Source organism: Synechococcus sp. FACHB-909, from assembly GCF_014698945.1.
Classification (GTDB): domain Bacteria; phylum Cyanobacteriota; class Cyanobacteriia; order PCC-6307; family Cyanobiaceae; genus Cyanobium.
In genome coordinates, this window is the sequence record NZ_JACJTY010000001.1 from 602,732 (window position 1) to 619,306 (window position 16,575).

Genomic DNA, 16,575 nt, shown 5'->3' on the forward strand with positions numbered 1-16,575 from the left:
AGCACCAGCGGAGGGGGATCGGCCGCGGGGCCCGGGCCGCCTACCAGACCAGTTCCGGCAGCTCCCGGAACACCTTGCGAACCCCCACGCTCCACTCGGCGCTGAGGTCCTTGAAGTAGGCGTCCCCGTCACTGAAGCGGCGACGGTGGAGGATCTCGAAGCGGTCCTTCTCGTAGACGAGCAGGTCGATGGGCATCCCCACCGACAGGTTGCTGCGCATGGTCGAGTCGAAGGAGACCAGCACGCACTTGGAGGCCTCCGCCAGCGTCGTGTCGGTATGGATGACACGGTCGATGATCGGCTTGCCGTACTTCGCCTCACCCGTCTGCAGGAAGGGGGTGTCCTCGCCGGCCTCGATGAAGTTGCCCTCCGCGTACATGCGGAACAGCCGCGGCGCCTCACCCCTGATCTGGCCGCCCACCAGGAAAGAGGCATTGAAGCTGGAGCCGGAGGCCTTCAGATAGGGGCCGTCGCGCTGCTCGATCGCCCGCACCGCATCCGATACCAGGACCATCACATCGAACATCGTCCGGGCCGTCCAGACCGAGGTCTCGCCGTCGCCGGCCTCGGCCTGCTGGCGCAGCAGACCGATCACCGCCTGGGTCCCGGCCAGGCTGCCGGAACTGAGCAGGACGAGCACCCGGTCGCCGCGCCGCTCGAAGACGGTCATCTTGCAGAAACTGGCGAAATCATCCAGCCCCGCATTGGTGCGGGAATCGGAGGCGAACACCATGCCGCTCTCCAGCAGCACCGCCACGCAGTAGGTCATGCCGTCCACACCTGGAACGACACCAGCTCCGACGGGCCGAAGCTGGTGGTGAGGGCGACGTCGGCCGCATCACGGCCCCGGGCCATCAGGATCCGACCGATGCGGGGGGTGTTGTTGCGCGGGTCGAAGACGTGCCAGCCGTCGCCGAGGTAGGCCTCGAACCAGGCATGGAAGTCCATGGCCGTGTGGGGCGGCGGCACCTCGATATCGCTCAGGTAACCGGTGCAGTATCGCGCCGGGATGTTCATGCAACGGCACAGGGCGATCGCCAGGTGGGCGAAGTCACGGCACACCCCCTCACGGCTCTCGAAGGTCTGGAGGGCCGATTTCGTCGGGCTGGAGCGGTTGTAGTCGAAGCGCACGTGCTGGTGGACGAAGTCGCAGATCGCCTGCACCCGCCCCCAGCCGCCGGGGGTCGCCTCGAACCGGGACCAGGCGAGGGGCGCGAGCAGGTCGGACTCGCAGAAGCGGCTGGCCAGCAGAAACAGCAGGGTGTCTTCGGGCAGGTCCTCCACCGGCTGCTGCTCCAGAGCGGGCAGCACCGGGTCGGGACGGCCGGAATCGGCCACCACCCCATGGCCATGCAGCCGCAGCGGGCCGGCCGGTGCCACCAGGCGCTGGCAGAGGTTGCCGAAGGAGTCCACATACGGATGCAGCGTCACCGGGGGCTCCACCAGAAGCAGATCCGGCTCCCGAAGATCGGCGGCCCGGCTCTCGTGCACGCCCAGGGTCACGATCAGGGGCGTCGGGGCTGGGAAGCGCAGCACCACGTCGAAGCCCACCGCGATCTCGATCGGCGGGGTCGGCGGGGTCGGCGGGGTCGGCGGCGGCGGGGCGGTAGGCGGTCTGTCCATGGGTCACCCTACGGAGGCCGGACCGTCCGGAAGCGGCGGTAACCCCTCCGCCAGGGCGGCCTCCAGCACCCCGGCCAGTCGCTGCGCCCAGGCCCGCCGGCCGGCCTCGGTGGCCAGCAGGTCCTGGCGCACCTCCAGCTCCACATGGGGAATCCGGCGTCCCTCCCCATGCACCACCAGGGTGTGGTCGCTGGCGTCGCTGACGGCATAGGGCTGGTTGTCCCCCACCCGCAGGCCCCGCTCGCGCTGGAGCCCCTGGCGCACCCGGCTTGCCAGTCGGGCATCACGGCCATGCAGCACCCCCACGTGCCAGGGACGCACCTCGTCGTCCAGCACCGGCGTGAAGCTGTGCAGGGTAACCAGGACGCTCGCTCGCGCCTGGGCCTGCCGCGCCTCCAGCTCGGCGGCGATGCGGCGGTGGTAGGGATGGAAGAGCTCCTCCAGCCGTCGCTGACGCCCGGCTGAGTCGATGGTCAGGTTGGCGGCGATGGCACTCTGCTCGCAATGGCTGACGATCGAATCCGGCGCCCGGGGCGGCCGGTTGGCGTCGATCACCAGCCGGGAATAGTTGTGCAGGATCAGAAAGGCGTCGAGCCGCGCCGCCAGCAGCAGGCCCAGCCCGTCCACGCCCAGATCCCAGGCCCCGTGGCTGGCGCGCTGCCGGTCGCTCAGGCCCAGATCTCCCAGGCACCGGGGAATGGCGCGGCCGCCGTGGTCGGCCGTGAGCAGCACCGCCGAGCGCCCGGCGGGGTTGACGATCCGGAAGACCGGAGGATCTTCGGACCCCAGGAGGCGTTCGGACTGCAACGTGACGGCCTCGGGCCAGGGATCCTTTCCCCCACCAGCCTGGCGTGGCCGGCACGGGAGCGGGGAGCCCCCGATCACTGGGAATCGATCAGGGCGCTGTAGGGGCCGAAGCTGCACGCGGCGTGGAAGGGGAGTCTGTCCCAGTCGCCGGGAACAGCCTCCACGTCAGCGCTGAAGCGTGCGGACGAGGCCGCGGTCGTCCTCCCTGGACGTGATGACATGAACGGTCCCGACTGGCTGAGCGGATCGGCGCGGGGCTTGCTGGTGAACGCCCCAATCGGTGGACATCTCGTAGCTGTAGGGGTCGCCGATTCTGGCGCGCTCAACGAAGGCAGACCAGTAACCCCGCGGCTCTGATTGCATCGGATGGGCGCTGGCGTCCCAGTCGTTGAAGGTGCCGACGACGGAGACCTGAGCGGCGTGTGGTGCCCAGACCCGGAACGCCACGCCATCCGAGCAGGGAAGGGCCACCATCCCCTTTTGCACCAACGGTTCTGCCAGGGGTTGCACCAACAGTTGTGCCATGGTTCAGGTCCCGCTCAGATCACTCTTTCACAGGACGACCGCGTCTGTAGTGCACCATCAGGCTGCTGATCTGCAGCAGCTGAGAAAGACGGAATGTAAGCGTCATGGCAGGAGGAATGACTAGCAGATTTAGCTGAGGCATTGAAGCCGTTAGGATGCAGATGATTGCTGCAGACTGCATCAGGAGCATCATCGATCGTGACCAGCCGGTCTTCCCTGCCAGCACTCATCTGCTGGATTCTTCCGGCGTTCCGGCAGGCGATGGTGGGCAGCATTCGACACGCGGAACCCGCAGGAATCCCTAGGTTGGAGAGGCAGCTTCCAGGGGTGCGAGGAGGACAGACATCGACACCATCCCTCGGGATTGTCCCTGACGATCTGCACAGCATCGAGACCCATCACCAAAGGAACCATGACCAACAAGAACGACGCCGCCGCCAAGGATGCCGAAGGCAGACTTGAATCAGCACTGGGTGATCTGACCGGCGACACCGGCCACCAGATCAAGGGCAAGGCCAAACAGGTCCAGGCCTCGGCCATGAATGTCGCCGAGGATCTCAAGGAGGGCGCCAAGGCGGTGGCCAGGAAAGTCAGCGATGCCGCCGCCAAACTGGCCGACGACAAGGGCTGAGCGGCCCCGGGCGGGGCGGCCCCGCCTAGACTCTCCCTCAGGATGGAGAGTTGGAACCATGCAGGCCATCGGCATGAAGGCCGGCTTGAAGACCGGCATGAAGATCGGCCTGCTGGCCCGCCGCAGCGGCATGACCGTCAAGACCCTGCGGTACTACGAGGATCTGGGACTGCTGCCGGCGATCGGCCGCAGCGAGGGCGGCTACCGCCTGTTCGCCGAGGAGAGCCTGCGGCGGCTGGAGTTCATTCGCCGCCTCAAGACCCTGGGGCTCAGCCTGGAGGAGATCCAGGGCTGTCTGGCGGTTCACGACGCCGGTGAACTGCCCTGCGGCGACATCCAGAGGCAGCTGGAACGCCAGATCGAACGGATCGATGGCCAGATCCAGGAGCTGCGCCAGCTCAGGACGGAACTGCTGGGATTGCTGGCCGGCTGGCAGAGCCATCCGCCCAAGGACAGCGACGTGATCTGCCCGAACCTTCGCGTCTGAGAGCCGGGGGCGGCGCCGTCCGCCCGCTGGCCGGTAAAGCCCTGGGTCGGAGTCGCTTCAGCGCCCCGTTCCCTACCCATGCTGAAGGCAGGACCCAGACATGGAAACGCGCCGATGGACCCTACCCGCACCCCATCCCGCCGCACCCAGCCGGCGGCCCGCCGCGCCGCCGCCGCTGGACTCGGTGCGTTGATCCTGGCCCTGGGGGCTCCGGCGTTCTCCGCCCCCCCGGCCACGCTCGCTCCTCCGTCAGGCGGACCCTGGCAGGGGGCCCGTCCGTCGATGGATCAGCACTTCATCGTGATGATGATTCCCCACCATGACGGTGCCATCGCCATGGCGGACCTGGCCCTGAGCCGGGCGAAGCGGCCGGAGATCAGGGCTCTGGCCGTCAATATCAAGGCCAGCCAGACCCAGGAGAACGCCCAGATGCGGACCTGGTACCGCGCCTGGTTCGGCGGCTCCGTGCCGGCATGGGGCGGAGCGATGGGCCATGGCGGGGGCATGGGCCATGGCGGAGGCATGGGAATGATGGGCATGGGGGGCACGGGCACCGATATCGCCTGGCTGAAGAACGCCCCTGACTTCGATCGCGCCTTCATCCAACAGATGATTCCCCACCACCGCATGGGCGTGATGATGGCCTCGATGGCCCAGACCGGCAGCCAGCATCCCCAGTTGCAGGCCCTGCAGCAGGCGATGGTGAAGGTCCAGAGCGAGGAGATCGAGCAGATGGCCGGCTGGTACCGGAGCTGGTACGGGACGCCCTGAACCCGCGAGGCCCCATCCATGGATCCGTTCTTCATCCTCGACTCCACGAAATCCTTCGAGGAGGCCTGCGCCTCCCTGCAGCAGGCGGTGCCGGACCACGGCTTCGGTGTGCTCGCCGTGCATGACCTGGGCCAGACGCTGCGCAGCAAGGGCCTGGCCTTCCCTGAGGAATGCCGCATCTTCGAGGTGTGCAATCCCCAGCAGGCCGCTGCGGTGCTCGCCACCACGATGGCGCTCAACATGGCCCTGCCCTGCCGGATTTCGGTGTACACCGAAGCCGGCCTGACCCGCATCGGCATGCTCCGCCCAGGGGTGATGCTGGCGGGCCTCTCGGCCGATCCTTCCCTGGCAGCGGTCGCCGCTGAGGTGGAAGCCTCCACCCGGGCGATCATCGCGGCGGCCGCGGCATGACGCCGGCCCGGAAGAAGGGGCGTGCCGGCACCTTGACTCTCCTGCCGGGGGGAGACCATACGGTTGGGACTCCCCCTGCGTTCCCATGCCCCACCGCCGCCTTCCCGCCGCCGCACTCGGGATCCTCGGCGCCCTGGCGCTGACCCATCCCGCCCTGGCGCAGGAGCCGGGCGGCAGCACCCCGGGCGCCATGGACCACGACCATCACCAGCATCAGCACCATCACGCCGCGCCGACCAGCGCCCCTCCGGCCGGAGCCGCCTCGGCCCACGCCGGCCATGCCCACGACGTGGGCCCCGCCGGTTCCACCTACGACCTGCGCTTCATCGACGGGATGGTGCAGCACCACACCGGTGCCCTGCGGATGAGCGAGTTCGTCTTCGGCATCGGGTCGCCCGGGGTGGGAGCCCTGGGCAAGACGATCTGGCGTGATCAGGCCAGCGAGATCCGGGCCATGGGGCTGTGGCGCAAGGCCTGGTATCCCCAGGCTCCCGTGTATCCGGTGGCCCTGGCCAAAGGCGGCGATCCCAACAGCCTCAGTGGCCTCACCCGCATGAGCCAGGCCCAGATCGACGGGATGCGGATGATGGGCGAGCCACCCACCCCGGACAACCGCGTCGTCTGGTTCCTGGAGGGGATGCTCCATCACCACGGCGGGGCGCTGATCATGGCCCACGACGCCCTGGCCAAGAGCACCAATCCCACCATCCGGCGCTTCGCCAGGGGCGTGATCGTGGCCCAACGCGCCGAGATCATCCAGCTGCAGCGGATGCTGGCGACCGAAGGACTGCGCAAGCCGGAGTACGGCCGCTACGACGCTCTGTTCGCCCTCTGAGGCTCAGAGCTGCTGCAGCCAGCCCAGCAGCCAGCGGCGCTGCTGCGGGGCCAGGGCCCTGAAGCGCTCCCGGGCGGCGGCGGCCTCCCCCCCGTGCCAGAGGATCGCCTCCTCGAGGCTGCGGGCCCGGCCGTCGTGGAGGAACCCCACCGACCCATTCACCCGCTGGGCCAGGCCCAGGCCCCAGAGGGGAGCCGTGCGCCATTCCCGCCCCGGCGCCCCCTTCTCGGCCACCCCGTCGTCGAGGCCGACGCCCATGTCATGGAGCAGCAGATCGGTGTAGGGCCAGAAGGTCTGGCCGTTGATCACCCCGGCCACCGCTGCCGCTGAACGGCCGGTGGCCAGCTGCGGCACGTGGCAGCGGGCGCACTGCAGGGTGTCGAACAGCTCCCGGCCCCGCCGCACCAACGGGCTTGTGGCCGGCAGGGCGGTGCGCGGCGCCCCCAGGGTCTGGCTGTAGAAGGTGATCAGATCCAGCTCGCGCCGGCCGATGTCCCCCGGGCTGGTCAGCCCCATGTCATTCAGGAGGGCCGCTGCGGTCTGCTCCTGAAGCGACGGGGAGATCGCCTTCCAGCCGAAGCGTCCCAGCCGTTGCTTCCCCCCTGGTTCCTCCAGCCAGTGGGGTCGGCCCGAGATCCCGTCACCGTCGCGGTCGTCAGGATCGGCGTGCTCCAGGATCGCCGCCTCCGGCACCGCCTCCAGCAGGCCCAGGCCGATAAGGGGCGGCGCCACCCGCAGGGAGCGGGCCACCGACCGCTCGGAAAGATCAATGGAAGGGTCCGCCTGCAGCTGGACCAGCGGCCGGCGCAGGCGATTCCGTTCCTGCCAGGCCACTGTCACGGCCGCATCCGGCCGGGCCCCGAGCACGGCACGGTCCCGCACCTGGCGGCCGAGCTCCGGCACCGGCTGCCCGTCCCGCAGCGCCACCCGCACAAGGGATTCCCCCATCAGCGGGCGGCCGCGGCCGTTGCGCACATGGCAGGCGACGCAGGAGGCGGCATTGAAGCGGGGCCCCAGACCCGCCCCGGGGGGCCCATCCAGGGGCACATGGGTGCGATCGAAGAGCACATCAGCCGCCTGGTGGCGCGCCCGTTCGGCTGGGGTGAGGCCCGCGGCCGGCTGCTCGAAGGAGGCCGAGGTGCGGTTGGCCACCGTCATCGCTCCGGCGGCCTGCCGGGGATCGGCGGCCCCCCACACCTGCCGCAGGCCGAACCCGAGCACCACGGCCAGGGCGAGCGCGGCCAGCAGAACCCGTCGCTGACCCCGGGCGGAACGGGCCATCAGGAGAGCAGGGGCACCGAGCGCTCCACCAGCGCCGCGGTGCTGTGCAGCTGGCCGATCAGGTCCTCCATCGCCCGGCGGGAGGCCGGATCATCAAGGTGGTCGTTGACCGGGTCCGGCAGGGCCCGGGCCAGATCCACGGCCCGGGCAGTCTGGGTGTCGATCCGCTGGGCCAGGTCGGCGTCCCGCCGGCGGATCAAGTCCAGCAGGCCGGTGCTCATCAGCACGCGGCGGGCCCCTTCCACGTTGGCCAGCAGATCCGAGCGGGTGTTGCCGCTGTCGGCACTTTCCAGCGTGTGGGGATCCCGGGTTTTCAGCGGCTGGCCGAGCTTCTCGTCGCCCCCCTCCTGCAGCAGCCCGATCACCCCCTGCAGCATCTCCTGCACCGCCGTGCCCGCGTCGGCGGGGGCACTGATCCGGGCACCGAAGCCCCCGGGCCCCGACCAGCTGGCCCGCAGCCCCTCGGCCTGGCGGTGCAGATCCCCGGCCGCCAGGCGCAGGTAGGCCAGATCGTTGGGGCCGAGCTGGGCGGCACTGGGCGGTGTGCCGCTGCGGCCTCCCCAAAGCACCCATTCGATGCCGTGGAAGCCCTTGGCGGTGTCGCTGAGGGCGGCGAAGCTGGCGGCCGTGAACGGGCCGCCGGCCAGGGCCGTGGCCAGGTCCCGGCGGTTCACCGGCCAGTCGTCCATCGCCCCGTCGAAGCCCTGGGTTTCCGCCGGACCGAAGGCCCAGCTCTCACTGGTCTCCCAGGTGCGGCGCGCCGAGCGCCAGGCCTGGCGGGCCACCTCGAGATGGGGCTCCGACGGCTGGTCCGAGAGGCGCCCGATCGCCTCCTGAAGGGCCGCCGTCTGCGTCACCAGCGCGTCGGCATTGGGCTGCACCACCGTCGCGACGAAGCTCTCGACCACCGCCTGCGGGGTCGGCGCCTCGGCGCGGCTCTGGATCGCGCATCCGCTCACAGCCAGGCCCAGCCACAGGGGCAGGCCCAGGGCCAGGGCTCGGCGGCGGCGGGTCGCACGGGTCGATGGGGTCAGGTGGCTCGCTCGGGTCACGATCAGGCCGCAGGCGTGTTCCGGCACTGTCCACCGGCCGGCCCTGACGCGACCGGCGACGGGGCACCCGCGGGCGTCACCGATGGCACCGTCGGCTGTCCCTTACGAGGCGGACCCCCCTGGCGGGGGCCTGCACACTCGGCAGCACCCGAGGCCGTTCGTCCATGCCACACCTCCGCACCAGCCTCGCCCTGTTTGTGGCCGCCACCGGGCTGGTCGCCGGGATGGCGGCGGGCTGCGGCACGGGCCCGGACGGCGACGCAACCGGTCCCGCACGCCAGGCGTTGCGCTGATAACAATTATCGTTCTCGGCGTTGACCCAGAGAATTGCCCCAGCGGCTGCCCCCTCCAGCGCCTCCTTTCCATTCCTTCGCCCACGTCATCTCCCCTCCATGACCGTTCCCCTGCGTCGCCTGCTTCCCCTCGCCACCGCCGGCCTGCTGGCCCCCCTCGGGGCCAACGCCGGCGAGCTGAACCTGGAGGGCGTCAACCGCTACGCCAGGTCCGCGGCGGGGCAGAGCCAAGAGCAGGTCACCAGCATCAACCAGTTCTCCGACGTCAAGCCCACCGACTGGGCCTTCCAGGCCCTCTCGAACCTGATCGAGCGCTACGGCTGCGTCGCCGGCTACCCGAACGGCACCTACAAAGGCGGCCAGGCCATGACCCGGTTCGAGGCGGCCGCCCTGCTGAACGCCTGCCTCGACCGGATCACCGAAGTGACCGACGAGCTGAAGCGCCTGATGGCCGAGTTCGAGAAGGAACTCGCCGTGCTGCGCGGCCGTGTGGATGGCCTGGAGGCCAAGGTGGGTGAGCTCGAGGCCACCCAGTTCTCCACCACCACCAAGCTGAGCGGCCAGGCCACCTTCGTGATCGGTGCCAATGCCTTTTCGGGCAGCGACACCGCCAACGTCGATGCCGCCCGGGCCGCCGTGGGGGCCACCACCTTCAGCTACGACATCCAGCTGAGCTTCGACACCAGCTTCACGGGCAAGGACCTGCTGCGCACGATCCTGCGGGCCGGCAACTTCGCCGATTCCGCCTTCGGCGGCGCCGGCCCCACCGGTGGGCTCTCCACCCTGGAGGCGGCGTTCCAGGAGGACTGCGGCGCCGGCGCGGACTGCGGCGACGTGGTGGCCATCGACAAGATCTTCTACCAGTTCCCGATCGGCAGCCAGTTCACCGCCACCTTCGGCGGCCGGGTGGGCCAGGAGGACATGCTCGCCCTCTGGCCGAGCGCCTACCCCTCCGACACGATCCTCAACCTGTTCACCCTCAACGGCGCCCCGGCGGCCTACAACAAGAACCTCGGCCCCGGGGCCGGCCTCTGGTGGCAGCAGGGCGGCTTCAGCATCAGCGCCAACTACGTGGCCGCCAACGGTGATGTGGGGGATCCCAACATCGGCGGCATCGGCACCGTGGCCTCGGCCGGCACCGGCACGGTTCAGATCGGCTACGCCAAGGAGCAGTGGGGCCTGGCGGCGATCTACTCCCGCATCCAGTCGGGGGTGGGGGTGCCGGGCACCACCCCCTTCACCGGCCTCGCCTTCGAGGCCAACCCCAACAGCCGCACCGATGCCTTCGGCGTCAGCGGCTACTGGCAGCCGGCCAACTCCGGCTGGATTCCCTCCATCAGCGCCGGCTGGGGCATCAACGGCACCAGCTACGACACCGCCCAGGCTCCCGGCGCCCTGCGCACCAGCCAGTCGTGGATGGTGGGCCTGCAGTGGGACGACGCCTTCGTCAAAGGCAACGCCCTCGGCATGGCGGTGGGCCAGCCCATCTTCGCCACGGCCCTGGCCGACGGCCAGACGCCCCAGGACGGCAATTTCGCCTGGGAGTGGTGGTACAAGTGGCAGGTCACCGACAACATCAGCGTGACGCCGGCCCTCTTCTATCTGAGCCGGCCCCTGGGGCAGGACACCACCCCCGGCACAACGTTCCGGCAGCTGGGCGGACTGGTGAAGACCACCTTCCGCTTCTGATTCCGGCCCGCGGGAACGGATGATGAGGGTGACCTGGATGGCCTGGCCACCATGGATCTCACGCCGTTCCTGGGCAGCCTGGAGGGCAACACCTTCGATGCGGTGCTGCTTTCAGTGGCTTCCGGCGGAAAGGTGGCGATCGCCATGAAGGGCCGCTTCCTGCTGCGGGCCCTGTGCGAGAGCATCAGCGACCGCAGCCTGATCGGCTGCGCCATCACCCACGAGCAGGGCTGCCTCGACTATCTGCAGCGGCAGCCCTACGACCTGCTGCTCTGCACCGACCACCTGGAGAGCGGCAACGGCTTCGATCTCACCCGCCGGGCCAAAGAGCTCTATCCCGACCTCAAGGTGGTGATGCTGGCCCTCGGTGATGTGATTCCGGCGGAGTACGAGCACGCCCCCTGGCTGGAGGCCGTGGTGGCCGAGGCCGACATCGTCGATGACCAGCGGCCCCTGCAGGCCGCCGTGATCGCCGTGATGGGACACCACTCCTACCGCAGCCCCTCCCTGCGCTCCGGCAAGCTGCCCTACCTCAGCTGTCCGCGGCTGACGCCGCGGGAGTACGAGGTGCTCGACCTGCTGGCCAGCGGCCTCAGCGACCGGGAGATCGCCCAGAAGCTGGTGGTGAGCGACGCCACCGCCCGCACCTACACCAAGCGCCTGCTCCAGACCCTGGGCGTCAACAACCGCCTGCAGGCCGTGCTCAAGGGGGTGCGCTGCGGGATGGTGCAGCTAGGTTGAATACACGCATTCACATGACTCCATGGCCACCTCCGTTCGTCTGGACCCTGCAACAGAGGCACGGCTGGATCGGCTGGCCTCCGAAACGGGGCGAACCAAGGCCTTCTATCTGCGGGAGCTGATCGAGCAGGGCCTGGACGACCTGGAGGATGCCTACCTCGGAGCCGCAGCCGTGGAACGGATGCGCCTGGGACAGGAAAGGACCTACAGCCTCGACGAGGTGGTGAAAGAACTTGGCCTGGACACTTCGGATCTCTGAAACGGCCAGGCGCCAGCTCAAGAAGCTGGATCGCTCGACCGCGCAGAACCTTTTGCGGTCCATGAACCGGCTCCTGCAGGAGACCGAGGATCCGCGTCAGAGAGGCAAGGCCCTGACGGCAAACTTGTCCGGCCTATGGCGCTACCGGGTCGGCGACCACCGGGTGATCTGCCTGATCGAAGATGCGCAGCTTGTCGTGCTGGTGGTCGGAGTCAGCCACCGGAGCGAGGCCTACCGATAACCCAGCCCACTGCTGCAAAGCGGCGTTTGGCTGGGGTCTCCTGCGGTGGTTGGGATGGGTCGCCTGAGATTCGAACTCAGGACCAGTCGGTTAAAAGCCGAATGCTCTACCGCTGAGCTAGCGACCCGTCGCTGGGGAAGCTATCACCCGGCGGTGACCCTCTCCAAGCCCACCGGCCGCCGCACCCTGACCCCCGTTTGAGGCCACACCCCATGACCAGCCCTGACCCCTGGCCCAGCCGCTGGGACGCCCCCCGCATCGACGCCGCCGCCTGGGTGGCCCCGTCGGCGGTGGTGATCGGCGATGTGGAGCTGGCGGCGGGGGCCAGCCTCTGGCCCACCGCCGTGGCCCGGGGGGATGTCTGCGCCATCCGGGTCGGGGAAGGCAGCAACGTGCAGGACGGCGCCGTGCTGCACGGGGATCCGGGCCAGCCCGTGACCATCGGCGCCGATGTGACCATCGGCCACCGGGCCGTGGTCCATGGCGCCACGCTGGAGGACGGCTGCCTGATCGGCATCGGCGCCATCGTGCTCAACGGCGTCACGGTGGGGGCCGGGGCCCTGGTGGCGGCCGGCTCGGTGGTCACCCGGGATGTGCCCGCCGGCGCCCTGGTGATGGGGGCTCCGGCGGTGGTGAAACGCCAGCTCGATGCCGCTGCGATCGAGGCCCAGCGACAGCATGCACATCGTTATCGCCAGCTGGCGGAGGTTCACGCTGGACTCCGTTAGGATCCCGCCAACGTTTTCCCCTCCCCCGCCATGGACCTCCGGCTGCTGCTCGTCGCTGCTCCGATCCTCCTGGCCGTGGGTTGGGCCGCCTTCAACATCGGCCGCGCCGCCGTGGGTCAGCTGCAACTGATGCTCAAGCGCGCCCGCGCCTGATGGTCGTCGTCATCGGTGCCGGCCTGGCCGGCACCGAAGCCGCCTGGCAGATCGCCGAAGCCGGGATTCCGGTGCGGCTGGTGGAGATGCGGCCCGTGCGGCCCTCCCCGGCCCACCACAGCGGCGATTTCGCCGAACTGGTCTGCAGCAACAGCTTCGGCTCCCTCTCCCCCGACCGGGCCGCCGGCCTGCTGCAGGAGGAGCTCAGGCGACTGGGATCGCTGGTGATCCGCACCGCCGATGTCCATGCGGTGCCCGCCGGCGGCGCCCTGGCCGTCGATCGGGGCCGCTACAGCGTCGCCCTCACGGCCGCCGTTGAGGCCCATCCCCTGGTGACGGTGGAGCGCTGCGAGCAGCTGGCGCTGCCCGACCCGGAGGAGATCGCCGTGCTGGCCACCGGGCCCCTCACCGGCGCCGCCCTGGCCGAGGACCTGCTGCGCTTCACCGGCCGGGAGTCCTGCCACTTCTTCGATGCCGCCAGCCCGATCGTGGAGGGGGAGGGGATCGACCTGTCGGTGGCCTTCCGGGCCAGCCGCTACGACAAGGGCGACGCCGACTACATCAACTGCCCCATGGACCGGGAGCAGTACCTCGCCTTCCGCACCGCCCTGCTGGAGGCCGAGAAGGCGGAGCTGAAGGATTTCGAGCAGGAGAGCGCCACCTTCTTCGAGGGCTGCCTGCCGATCGAGGAGCTGGCCCGCCGCGGCGAAGACACCATGCGCTACGGCCCCCTCAAGCCGATCGGTCTCTGGGATCCGCGCTGGGGCGACCTCCACGACCGCGACGTGCGCCGCGCCAAGCGGGCCCACGCGGTGGTGCAGCTGCGCCAGGAGGACAAGGACGGCCAGCTCTGGAACCTCGTCGGCTTCCAGACCAATCTCAAGTGGGGCGAGCAGCAGCGGGTGCTGCGCATGATCCCCGGCCTGGAGAACGCCAGCTTCGTGCGCTTCGGGGTGATGCACCGCAACACCTTCCTGGAGTCTCCCGAGCTGCTGCAGCCCACCCTGCAGTTCCGCCAGCGGCCGACGCTGCTGGCCGCCGGCCAGATCACCGGCACCGAGGGCTACGCCGCCGCGGTGGCGGGCGGCTGGCTGGCCGGCACCAACGCCGTCCGCCTGGTGCGGGGCCTGCCGCCCCTGAGCCTGCCGCCCACCACCATGGCCGGCGCCCTGCTGGGCTTCATCTCGGATGAGGAGCGCAGCCACGGTGCCCGCAAGGGGGGCTTCCAGCCCATGCCCCCCAGCTTCGGCCTGATGCCGGAGCTGCCGGAGCGCATCCGCGACAAACGCCGCCGCTACGGCGCCTACCGCGACCGGGCCCTGGCGGATCTGGCTGCCTGGGACGCCCAGCGCCAGGCTGGCGCCAGCAGCGCCGTGCCGGCGGCCGTGGCGGGCTGATCGCTTCCTAGGGTCGGGCCGCTCCCGTTCGCCTGGTTCCGGTGACCGTCACCGTCCCTTCTTCCGCCGCCGCCCCCCTCACTGCGGCCGATGGCCGCCCCTGGGACGTCGTTGTGATCGGCTCAGGGATCGGCGGGCTGGTCACCGCCAGCCAGCTGGCGGCCAAGGGGGCCTCGGTGCTGGTGCTGGAGCGCTACCTGATCCCCGGGGGCAGCGGCGGCAGCTTCCGGCGCGAGGGCTACACCTTCGACGTCGGCGCCTCGATGATCTTCGGCTTCGGCGAGAAGGGCCACACCAACCTGCTGACCCGCGCCCTGGCCGATGTGGGCGAACACTGCGAGACGATCCCCGACCCCGCCCAGCTGGCCTACCACCTGCCCGGCGGCCTGTCGGTGGCGGTCGACCGCGATTACGAGCGCTTCATCGCTGATCTCACCGCCCTGTTCCCCCATGAGGCCAAGGGGATCCGCGCCTTCTACGACACCTGCTGGCAGGTGTTCCGCTGCCTCGATGCGATGCCGCTGCTGTCGCTGGAGGACCCCGCCTACCTGGCCAAGGTGTTCTTCCGCGCGCCCCTGGCCTGCCTGGGGCTGGCCCGCTGGCTGCCGGTGAACGTGGGCGCCGTGGCCCGCGCCCACATCAGCGATCCGGCCCTGCTCAAGTTCATCGACATGGAGTGCTTCTGCTGGTCGGTGATGCCCGCCGATCGCACGCCGATGATCAACGCCGGCATGGTGTTCTCCGATCGCCACGCCGGCGGCATCAACTACCCCAGAGGCGGCGTCGGGGTGATCGCCGAGAAGCTGGTGACGGGCCTGCGCCGCCATGGCGGCGCCATCCACTACCGCTCGCGGGTGGTGAAGGTGCTGCTGGAGGGCGAGGGACCCCAGGCCCGCGCCGTGGGGGTGAAGCTGGCCGGCGGCGAGGAGATCCGCGCCCGGCGGGTCGTGAGCAACGCCACCCGCTGGGACACCTTCGGCTCCCTGGTGGATGAGGCCCACACCCCGGCGGCCGAGCAGACCTGGCGGCGGCGCTACCGGCCCTCCTCCTCCTTCCTCTCCCTGCACCTGGGGGTGCGGGCCGAAGCGATCCCCCCCGGCAGCCATGTCCACCACCTGCTGCTGGAGCGCTGGGAGGACATGGAGGCCGAGCAGGGGGTGATCTTCGTCTCGATCCCCACCCTGCTGGATCCCTCCCTGGCCCCGGCCGGCCACCACATCGTGCACACCTTCACCCCCTCGGAGATGGCCCCCTGGCAGGGGCTGGCCCCAGGGGCCTACCGGGCCGCCAAGGAGGCCGCCGCCACCCGGCTGATCCGCCGCCTGGAGGCGATCCTGCCGGGGCTGGAGGGGGCGATCACCCACCGGGAGATCGGCACGCCCCGCAGCCACCGCCGCTTCCTGGGCCGCCACGGCGGCAGCTACGGTCCGGTGCCGGCCCTGCGGCTGCCCGGCCTGCTGCCGATGCCCTTCAACCGCACCGCCATCCCCGACCTCTACTGCGTGGGGGATTCCTGTTTCCCCGGCCAGGGCCTCAATGCGGTGGCCTTCAGCGGCTTCGCCTGCGCCCACCGCATCGGTGCCGACCTGGGCCTCAACCCCTGGAACCTGCCGGCGTGAAGCACCCCATGGTTCCCGATCACCGCCTGCACTGCGTCGTGCGGCCGCAGCCGCCGGCCGCCGGCGAGGGCCTGCGGCTGGGGATCTGGCAGGGGAGCGGCAGCGCCGGCACCCCCGACGCCCTCGAAGAGAACCTGGAGCGGCTGGAGCGGGTCTGCGAGCTGGCGGCGGGCCACGGGGTGCAGCTGCTGGCCTTCCCGGAGCTCTACCTCACCGGCTACATCGTCACCCCGTCGATCGTGCGGCAGCTGGCCGAGCCGGTGGATGGCCCCAGCCTGCGGCGGGTGGCCGCAGCGGCGCGCCGCCATGGCCTGGCGGTGGCCTGTCCCTACGCCGAACGGGCGACCGTGGCCGGTGAGGAGCGCTTCTACGACGCCATCGCCCTGTTTGACCGGGACGGCGCGCTGCTGCGCAACTACCGCAAGACCCACCTCTGGGGACCGGACGAGAAGCGCTGCTGGAGTGCCGGCTACCGCCATCCCGAGGAGGGCGCGGCCTTCACGGTCCAGCCGGTGAACGGGGTGGGGGTGGGCCTGCTCAACTGCTACGAGGCCGAGTTCCCCGAGCTCACCAGGCGCCTGGCGCTGGAGGGGGCCCGGCTGGTGCTGATCCCCACGGCCGCCGATGTCTGGGCCGAGCTGAGCACCGGCGAGCGCACCGACCGGCCCTACCCGGATGTGTCCCGCACCCTGATCCCCGCCCACGCCTTCCAGAACGGCTGCTTCGTGGCCTACGCCAACCGCTGTGGCGAGGAAACGGTGAACGGCCGGGTGATGGCGGCGTACCTGGGCAACAGTGTCATCTGCGGCCCCCATGGCGATGTCCTGGCGGCCGCCCGGCCGGAGCCGACGCTGCTGATCGCCGACTGCCGGCCCGGCGAGTACGGGCCCACCCACCCCGCCGCCACCCGCTACCACGAGGATCTCCGGCCCGATCTCTACTGACCTGCGGCCCGAGCTCTACTGACAGCGGCCCGCCGGCCGGCCACGCCGGAGCAGGGGCGCCGGTAAACTGTGTAAACATTTATTGCGT

The 16,575-nt window shown here is 70.3% G+C and carries 22 protein-coding genes and 1 tRNA gene; 15 read left to right on the forward strand and 8 right to left on the reverse strand.

Annotation, left to right across the window (positions count from 1 at the left end; genetic code table 11):
• Positions 1 to 40 precede the first annotated feature (40 nt).
• From H6G99_RS02950 to H6G99_RS02970, 5 genes are all read right to left on the reverse strand, one after another.
• Positions 41 to 769 carry a proteasome-type protease gene (locus H6G99_RS02950; protein ID WP_190609714.1) on the reverse strand — a complete coding sequence of 243 codons (729 nt, stop codon included), beginning with the start codon at positions 767 to 769 and terminating at the stop codon, positions 41 to 43.
• Entirely contained in the window at positions 766 to 1,623 is an 858-nt protein-coding gene (locus H6G99_RS02955) for a transglutaminase-like domain-containing protein (RefSeq protein WP_199296904.1), read from the reverse strand. The genes H6G99_RS02950 and H6G99_RS02955 overlap by 4 nt, the downstream gene beginning before the upstream one ends.
• A gap of 3 nt (positions 1,624 to 1,626) precedes the next feature.
• Positions 1,627 to 2,430, reverse strand: coding sequence for an N-formylglutamate amidohydrolase (locus tag H6G99_RS02960; protein ID WP_190609716.1), 804 nt, complete (start codon positions 2,428 to 2,430; stop codon positions 1,627 to 1,629).
• Positions 2,431 to 2,595: 165 nt separating this feature from the next.
• Positions 2,596 to 2,955, reverse strand: coding sequence for a hypothetical protein (locus H6G99_RS02965; RefSeq protein ID WP_502707660.1), 360 nt, complete (start codon positions 2,953 to 2,955; stop codon positions 2,596 to 2,598).
• A 14-nt stretch (positions 2,956 to 2,969) separates the two neighbouring features.
• On the reverse strand, positions 2,970 to 3,230 hold the full coding sequence (locus tag H6G99_RS02970; RefSeq protein ID WP_190609717.1) for a hypothetical protein: 261 nt from the start codon (positions 3,228 to 3,230) through the stop codon (positions 2,970 to 2,972).
• A 137-nt stretch (positions 3,231 to 3,367) separates the two neighbouring features.
• Here H6G99_RS02970 and H6G99_RS02975 point away from each other — a divergent pair, with 137 nt between their 5' ends.
• The 5 genes from H6G99_RS02975 to H6G99_RS02995 all read left to right on the forward strand — a co-directional run bounded on the left by H6G99_RS02975 (position 3,368) and on the right by H6G99_RS02995 (position 6,090).
• Positions 3,368 to 3,586 (forward strand): CsbD family protein, encoded by a 219-nt coding sequence (locus tag H6G99_RS02975; protein WP_094584167.1) that lies wholly within the window; start codon positions 3,368 to 3,370, stop codon positions 3,584 to 3,586.
• A gap of 73 nt (positions 3,587 to 3,659) precedes the next feature.
• Positions 3,660 to 4,073 (forward strand): heavy metal-responsive transcriptional regulator, encoded by a 414-nt coding sequence (locus H6G99_RS02980; protein ID WP_353617150.1) that lies wholly within the window; start codon positions 3,660 to 3,662, stop codon positions 4,071 to 4,073.
• A 114-nt stretch (positions 4,074 to 4,187) separates the two neighbouring features.
• Positions 4,188 to 4,844 carry a DUF305 domain-containing protein gene (locus H6G99_RS02985; RefSeq protein WP_190609720.1) on the forward strand — a complete coding sequence of 219 codons (657 nt, stop codon included), beginning with the start codon at positions 4,188 to 4,190 and terminating at the stop codon, positions 4,842 to 4,844.
• Between the two features lie 18 nt (positions 4,845 to 4,862).
• Complete coding sequence (locus H6G99_RS02990; RefSeq protein ID WP_190609722.1) at positions 4,863 to 5,255, forward strand: DUF302 domain-containing protein; 393 nt, start codon at positions 4,863 to 4,865, stop codon at positions 5,253 to 5,255.
• 85 nt (positions 5,256 to 5,340) lie between these two features.
• Complete coding sequence (locus H6G99_RS02995) at positions 5,341 to 6,090, forward strand: DUF305 domain-containing protein (protein ID WP_190609723.1); 750 nt, start codon at positions 5,341 to 5,343, stop codon at positions 6,088 to 6,090.
• Positions 6,091 to 6,093: 3 nt separating this feature from the next.
• Here H6G99_RS02995 and H6G99_RS03000 read toward each other — a convergent pair whose 3' ends face one another.
• Complete coding sequence (locus H6G99_RS03000) at positions 6,094 to 7,371, reverse strand: di-heme oxidoredictase family protein (protein ID WP_190609725.1); 1,278 nt, start codon at positions 7,369 to 7,371, stop codon at positions 6,094 to 6,096.
• On the reverse strand, positions 7,371 to 8,423 hold the full coding sequence (locus tag H6G99_RS03005; protein ID WP_190609726.1) for an imelysin family protein: 1,053 nt from the start codon (positions 8,421 to 8,423) through the stop codon (positions 7,371 to 7,373). The genes H6G99_RS03000 and H6G99_RS03005 overlap by 1 nt, the downstream gene beginning before the upstream one ends.
• A 164-nt stretch (positions 8,424 to 8,587) precedes the next feature.
• Between H6G99_RS03005 and H6G99_RS16285 the strand changes: the two genes are divergently transcribed.
• The 5 genes from H6G99_RS16285 to H6G99_RS03025 all read left to right on the forward strand — a co-directional run bounded on the left by H6G99_RS16285 (position 8,588) and on the right by H6G99_RS03025 (position 11,646).
• Positions 8,588 to 8,716: a hypothetical protein gene (locus H6G99_RS16285; protein WP_286190932.1), complete on the forward strand. Its 129-nt coding sequence runs from the start codon at positions 8,588 to 8,590 to the stop codon at positions 8,714 to 8,716.
• Positions 8,717 to 8,815: 99 nt separating this feature from the next.
• Positions 8,816 to 10,405 carry an iron uptake porin gene (locus H6G99_RS03010; RefSeq protein WP_190609728.1) on the forward strand — a complete coding sequence of 530 codons (1,590 nt, stop codon included), beginning with the start codon at positions 8,816 to 8,818 and terminating at the stop codon, positions 10,403 to 10,405.
• Between the two features lie 51 nt (positions 10,406 to 10,456).
• Entirely contained in the window at positions 10,457 to 11,146 is a 690-nt protein-coding gene (locus H6G99_RS03015; protein WP_094584159.1) for a response regulator transcription factor, read from the forward strand.
• Positions 11,147 to 11,168: 22 nt separating this feature from the next.
• On the forward strand, positions 11,169 to 11,405 hold the full coding sequence (relB, locus tag H6G99_RS03020) for a type II toxin-antitoxin system RelB family antitoxin (RefSeq protein ID WP_094584158.1): 237 nt from the start codon (positions 11,169 to 11,171) through the stop codon (positions 11,403 to 11,405).
• A complete protein-coding gene (locus tag H6G99_RS03025) occupies positions 11,380 to 11,646 on the forward strand; it encodes a type II toxin-antitoxin system RelE family toxin (RefSeq protein ID WP_190609730.1) in 267 nt (88 codons plus the stop codon). Before relB ends, H6G99_RS03025 begins: the two co-directional genes overlap by 26 nt.
• Before the next feature lie 55 nt (positions 11,647 to 11,701).
• Here the strand turns inward: H6G99_RS03025 and H6G99_RS03030 are convergent.
• Positions 11,702 to 11,773: transfer RNA gene (locus H6G99_RS03030), tRNA-Lys, on the reverse strand.
• Positions 11,774 to 11,858: 85 nt separating this feature from the next.
• Here H6G99_RS03030 and H6G99_RS03035 point away from each other — a divergent pair.
• Genes H6G99_RS03035 through H6G99_RS03055 form a run of 5 tightly spaced genes read left to right on the forward strand, consistent with a single transcriptional unit; the run spans position 11,859 to position 16,487 of the window.
• Positions 11,859 to 12,374 carry a gamma carbonic anhydrase family protein gene (locus tag H6G99_RS03035; RefSeq protein WP_190609731.1) on the forward strand — a complete coding sequence of 172 codons (516 nt, stop codon included), beginning with the start codon at positions 11,859 to 11,861 and terminating at the stop codon, positions 12,372 to 12,374.
• Between the two features lie 30 nt (positions 12,375 to 12,404).
• Complete coding sequence (locus H6G99_RS03040; protein WP_015108528.1) at positions 12,405 to 12,527, forward strand: photosystem II protein Y; 123 nt, start codon at positions 12,405 to 12,407, stop codon at positions 12,525 to 12,527.
• Positions 12,527 to 13,924 carry an FADH(2)-oxidizing methylenetetrahydrofolate--tRNA-(uracil(54)-C(5))-methyltransferase TrmFO gene (trmFO, locus tag H6G99_RS03045; protein WP_190609732.1) on the forward strand — a complete coding sequence of 466 codons (1,398 nt, stop codon included), beginning with the start codon at positions 12,527 to 12,529 and terminating at the stop codon, positions 13,922 to 13,924. Before H6G99_RS03040 ends, trmFO begins: the two co-directional genes overlap by 1 nt.
• A gap of 41 nt (positions 13,925 to 13,965) precedes the next feature.
• On the forward strand, positions 13,966 to 15,543 hold the full coding sequence (gene crtH / locus H6G99_RS03050; protein WP_190609734.1) for a carotenoid isomerase: 1,578 nt from the start codon (positions 13,966 to 13,968) through the stop codon (positions 15,541 to 15,543).
• Between the two features lie 8 nt (positions 15,544 to 15,551).
• The gene (locus H6G99_RS03055; RefSeq protein WP_190609735.1) at positions 15,552 to 16,487 is read left to right on the forward strand and encodes a carbon-nitrogen hydrolase family protein; all 936 of its coding nucleotides are present in this window, start codon (positions 15,552 to 15,554) and stop codon (positions 16,485 to 16,487) included.
• Positions 16,488 to 16,575 lie beyond the last annotated feature (88 nt).

What these genes read in the sequence shown, in the direction of transcription:
- H6G99_RS02995 (WP_190609723.1), top strand. Translation starts at nt 5,341, where the DNA reads ATGCCCCACCGCCGCCTTCCCGCCGCCGCACTCGGGATCCTCGGCGCC.
- trmFO (WP_190609732.1), top strand. Translation starts at nt 12,527, where the DNA reads ATGGTCGTCGTCATCGGTGCCGGCCTGGCCGGCACCGAAGCCGCCTGG.
- relB (WP_094584158.1), top strand. Translation starts at nt 11,169, where the DNA reads ATGGCCACCTCCGTTCGTCTGGACCCTGCAACAGAGGCACGGCTGGAT.
- H6G99_RS02985 (WP_190609720.1), top strand. Translation starts at nt 4,188, where the DNA reads ATGGACCCTACCCGCACCCCATCCCGCCGCACCCAGCCGGCGGCCCGC.
- H6G99_RS02980 (WP_353617150.1), top strand. Translation starts at nt 3,660, where the DNA reads ATGAAGGCCGGCTTGAAGACCGGCATGAAGATCGGCCTGCTGGCCCGC.
- H6G99_RS03055 (WP_190609735.1), top strand. Translation starts at nt 15,552, where the DNA reads ATGGTTCCCGATCACCGCCTGCACTGCGTCGTGCGGCCGCAGCCGCCG.
- H6G99_RS02975 (WP_094584167.1), top strand. Translation starts at nt 3,368, where the DNA reads ATGACCAACAAGAACGACGCCGCCGCCAAGGATGCCGAAGGCAGACTT.
- H6G99_RS03040 (WP_015108528.1), top strand. Translation starts at nt 12,405, where the DNA reads ATGGACCTCCGGCTGCTGCTCGTCGCTGCTCCGATCCTCCTGGCCGTG.
- H6G99_RS03015 (WP_094584159.1), top strand. Translation starts at nt 10,457, where the DNA reads ATGGATCTCACGCCGTTCCTGGGCAGCCTGGAGGGCAACACCTTCGAT.
- H6G99_RS03035 (WP_190609731.1), top strand. Translation starts at nt 11,859, where the DNA reads ATGACCAGCCCTGACCCCTGGCCCAGCCGCTGGGACGCCCCCCGCATC.
- H6G99_RS16285 (WP_286190932.1), top strand. Translation starts at nt 8,588, where the DNA reads ATGCCACACCTCCGCACCAGCCTCGCCCTGTTTGTGGCCGCCACCGGG.
- H6G99_RS02970 (WP_190609717.1), bottom strand. Translation starts at nt 3,230, where the DNA reads ATGCTGCCCACCATCGCCTGCCGGAACGCCGGAAGAATCCAGCAGATG.
- H6G99_RS03010 (WP_190609728.1), top strand. Translation starts at nt 8,816, where the DNA reads ATGACCGTTCCCCTGCGTCGCCTGCTTCCCCTCGCCACCGCCGGCCTG.
- H6G99_RS02965 (WP_502707660.1), bottom strand. Translation starts at nt 2,955, where the DNA reads ATGGCACAACTGTTGGTGCAACCCCTGGCAGAACCGTTGGTGCAAAAG.
- H6G99_RS02955 (WP_199296904.1), bottom strand. Translation starts at nt 1,623, where the DNA reads ATGGACAGACCGCCTACCGCCCCGCCGCCGCCGACCCCGCCGACCCCG.
- H6G99_RS02990 (WP_190609722.1), top strand. Translation starts at nt 4,863, where the DNA reads ATGGATCCGTTCTTCATCCTCGACTCCACGAAATCCTTCGAGGAGGCC.
- H6G99_RS02950 (WP_190609714.1), bottom strand. Translation starts at nt 769, where the DNA reads ATGACCTACTGCGTGGCGGTGCTGCTGGAGAGCGGCATGGTGTTCGCC.
- H6G99_RS03000 (WP_190609725.1), bottom strand. Translation starts at nt 7,371, where the DNA reads ATGGCCCGTTCCGCCCGGGGTCAGCGACGGGTTCTGCTGGCCGCGCTC.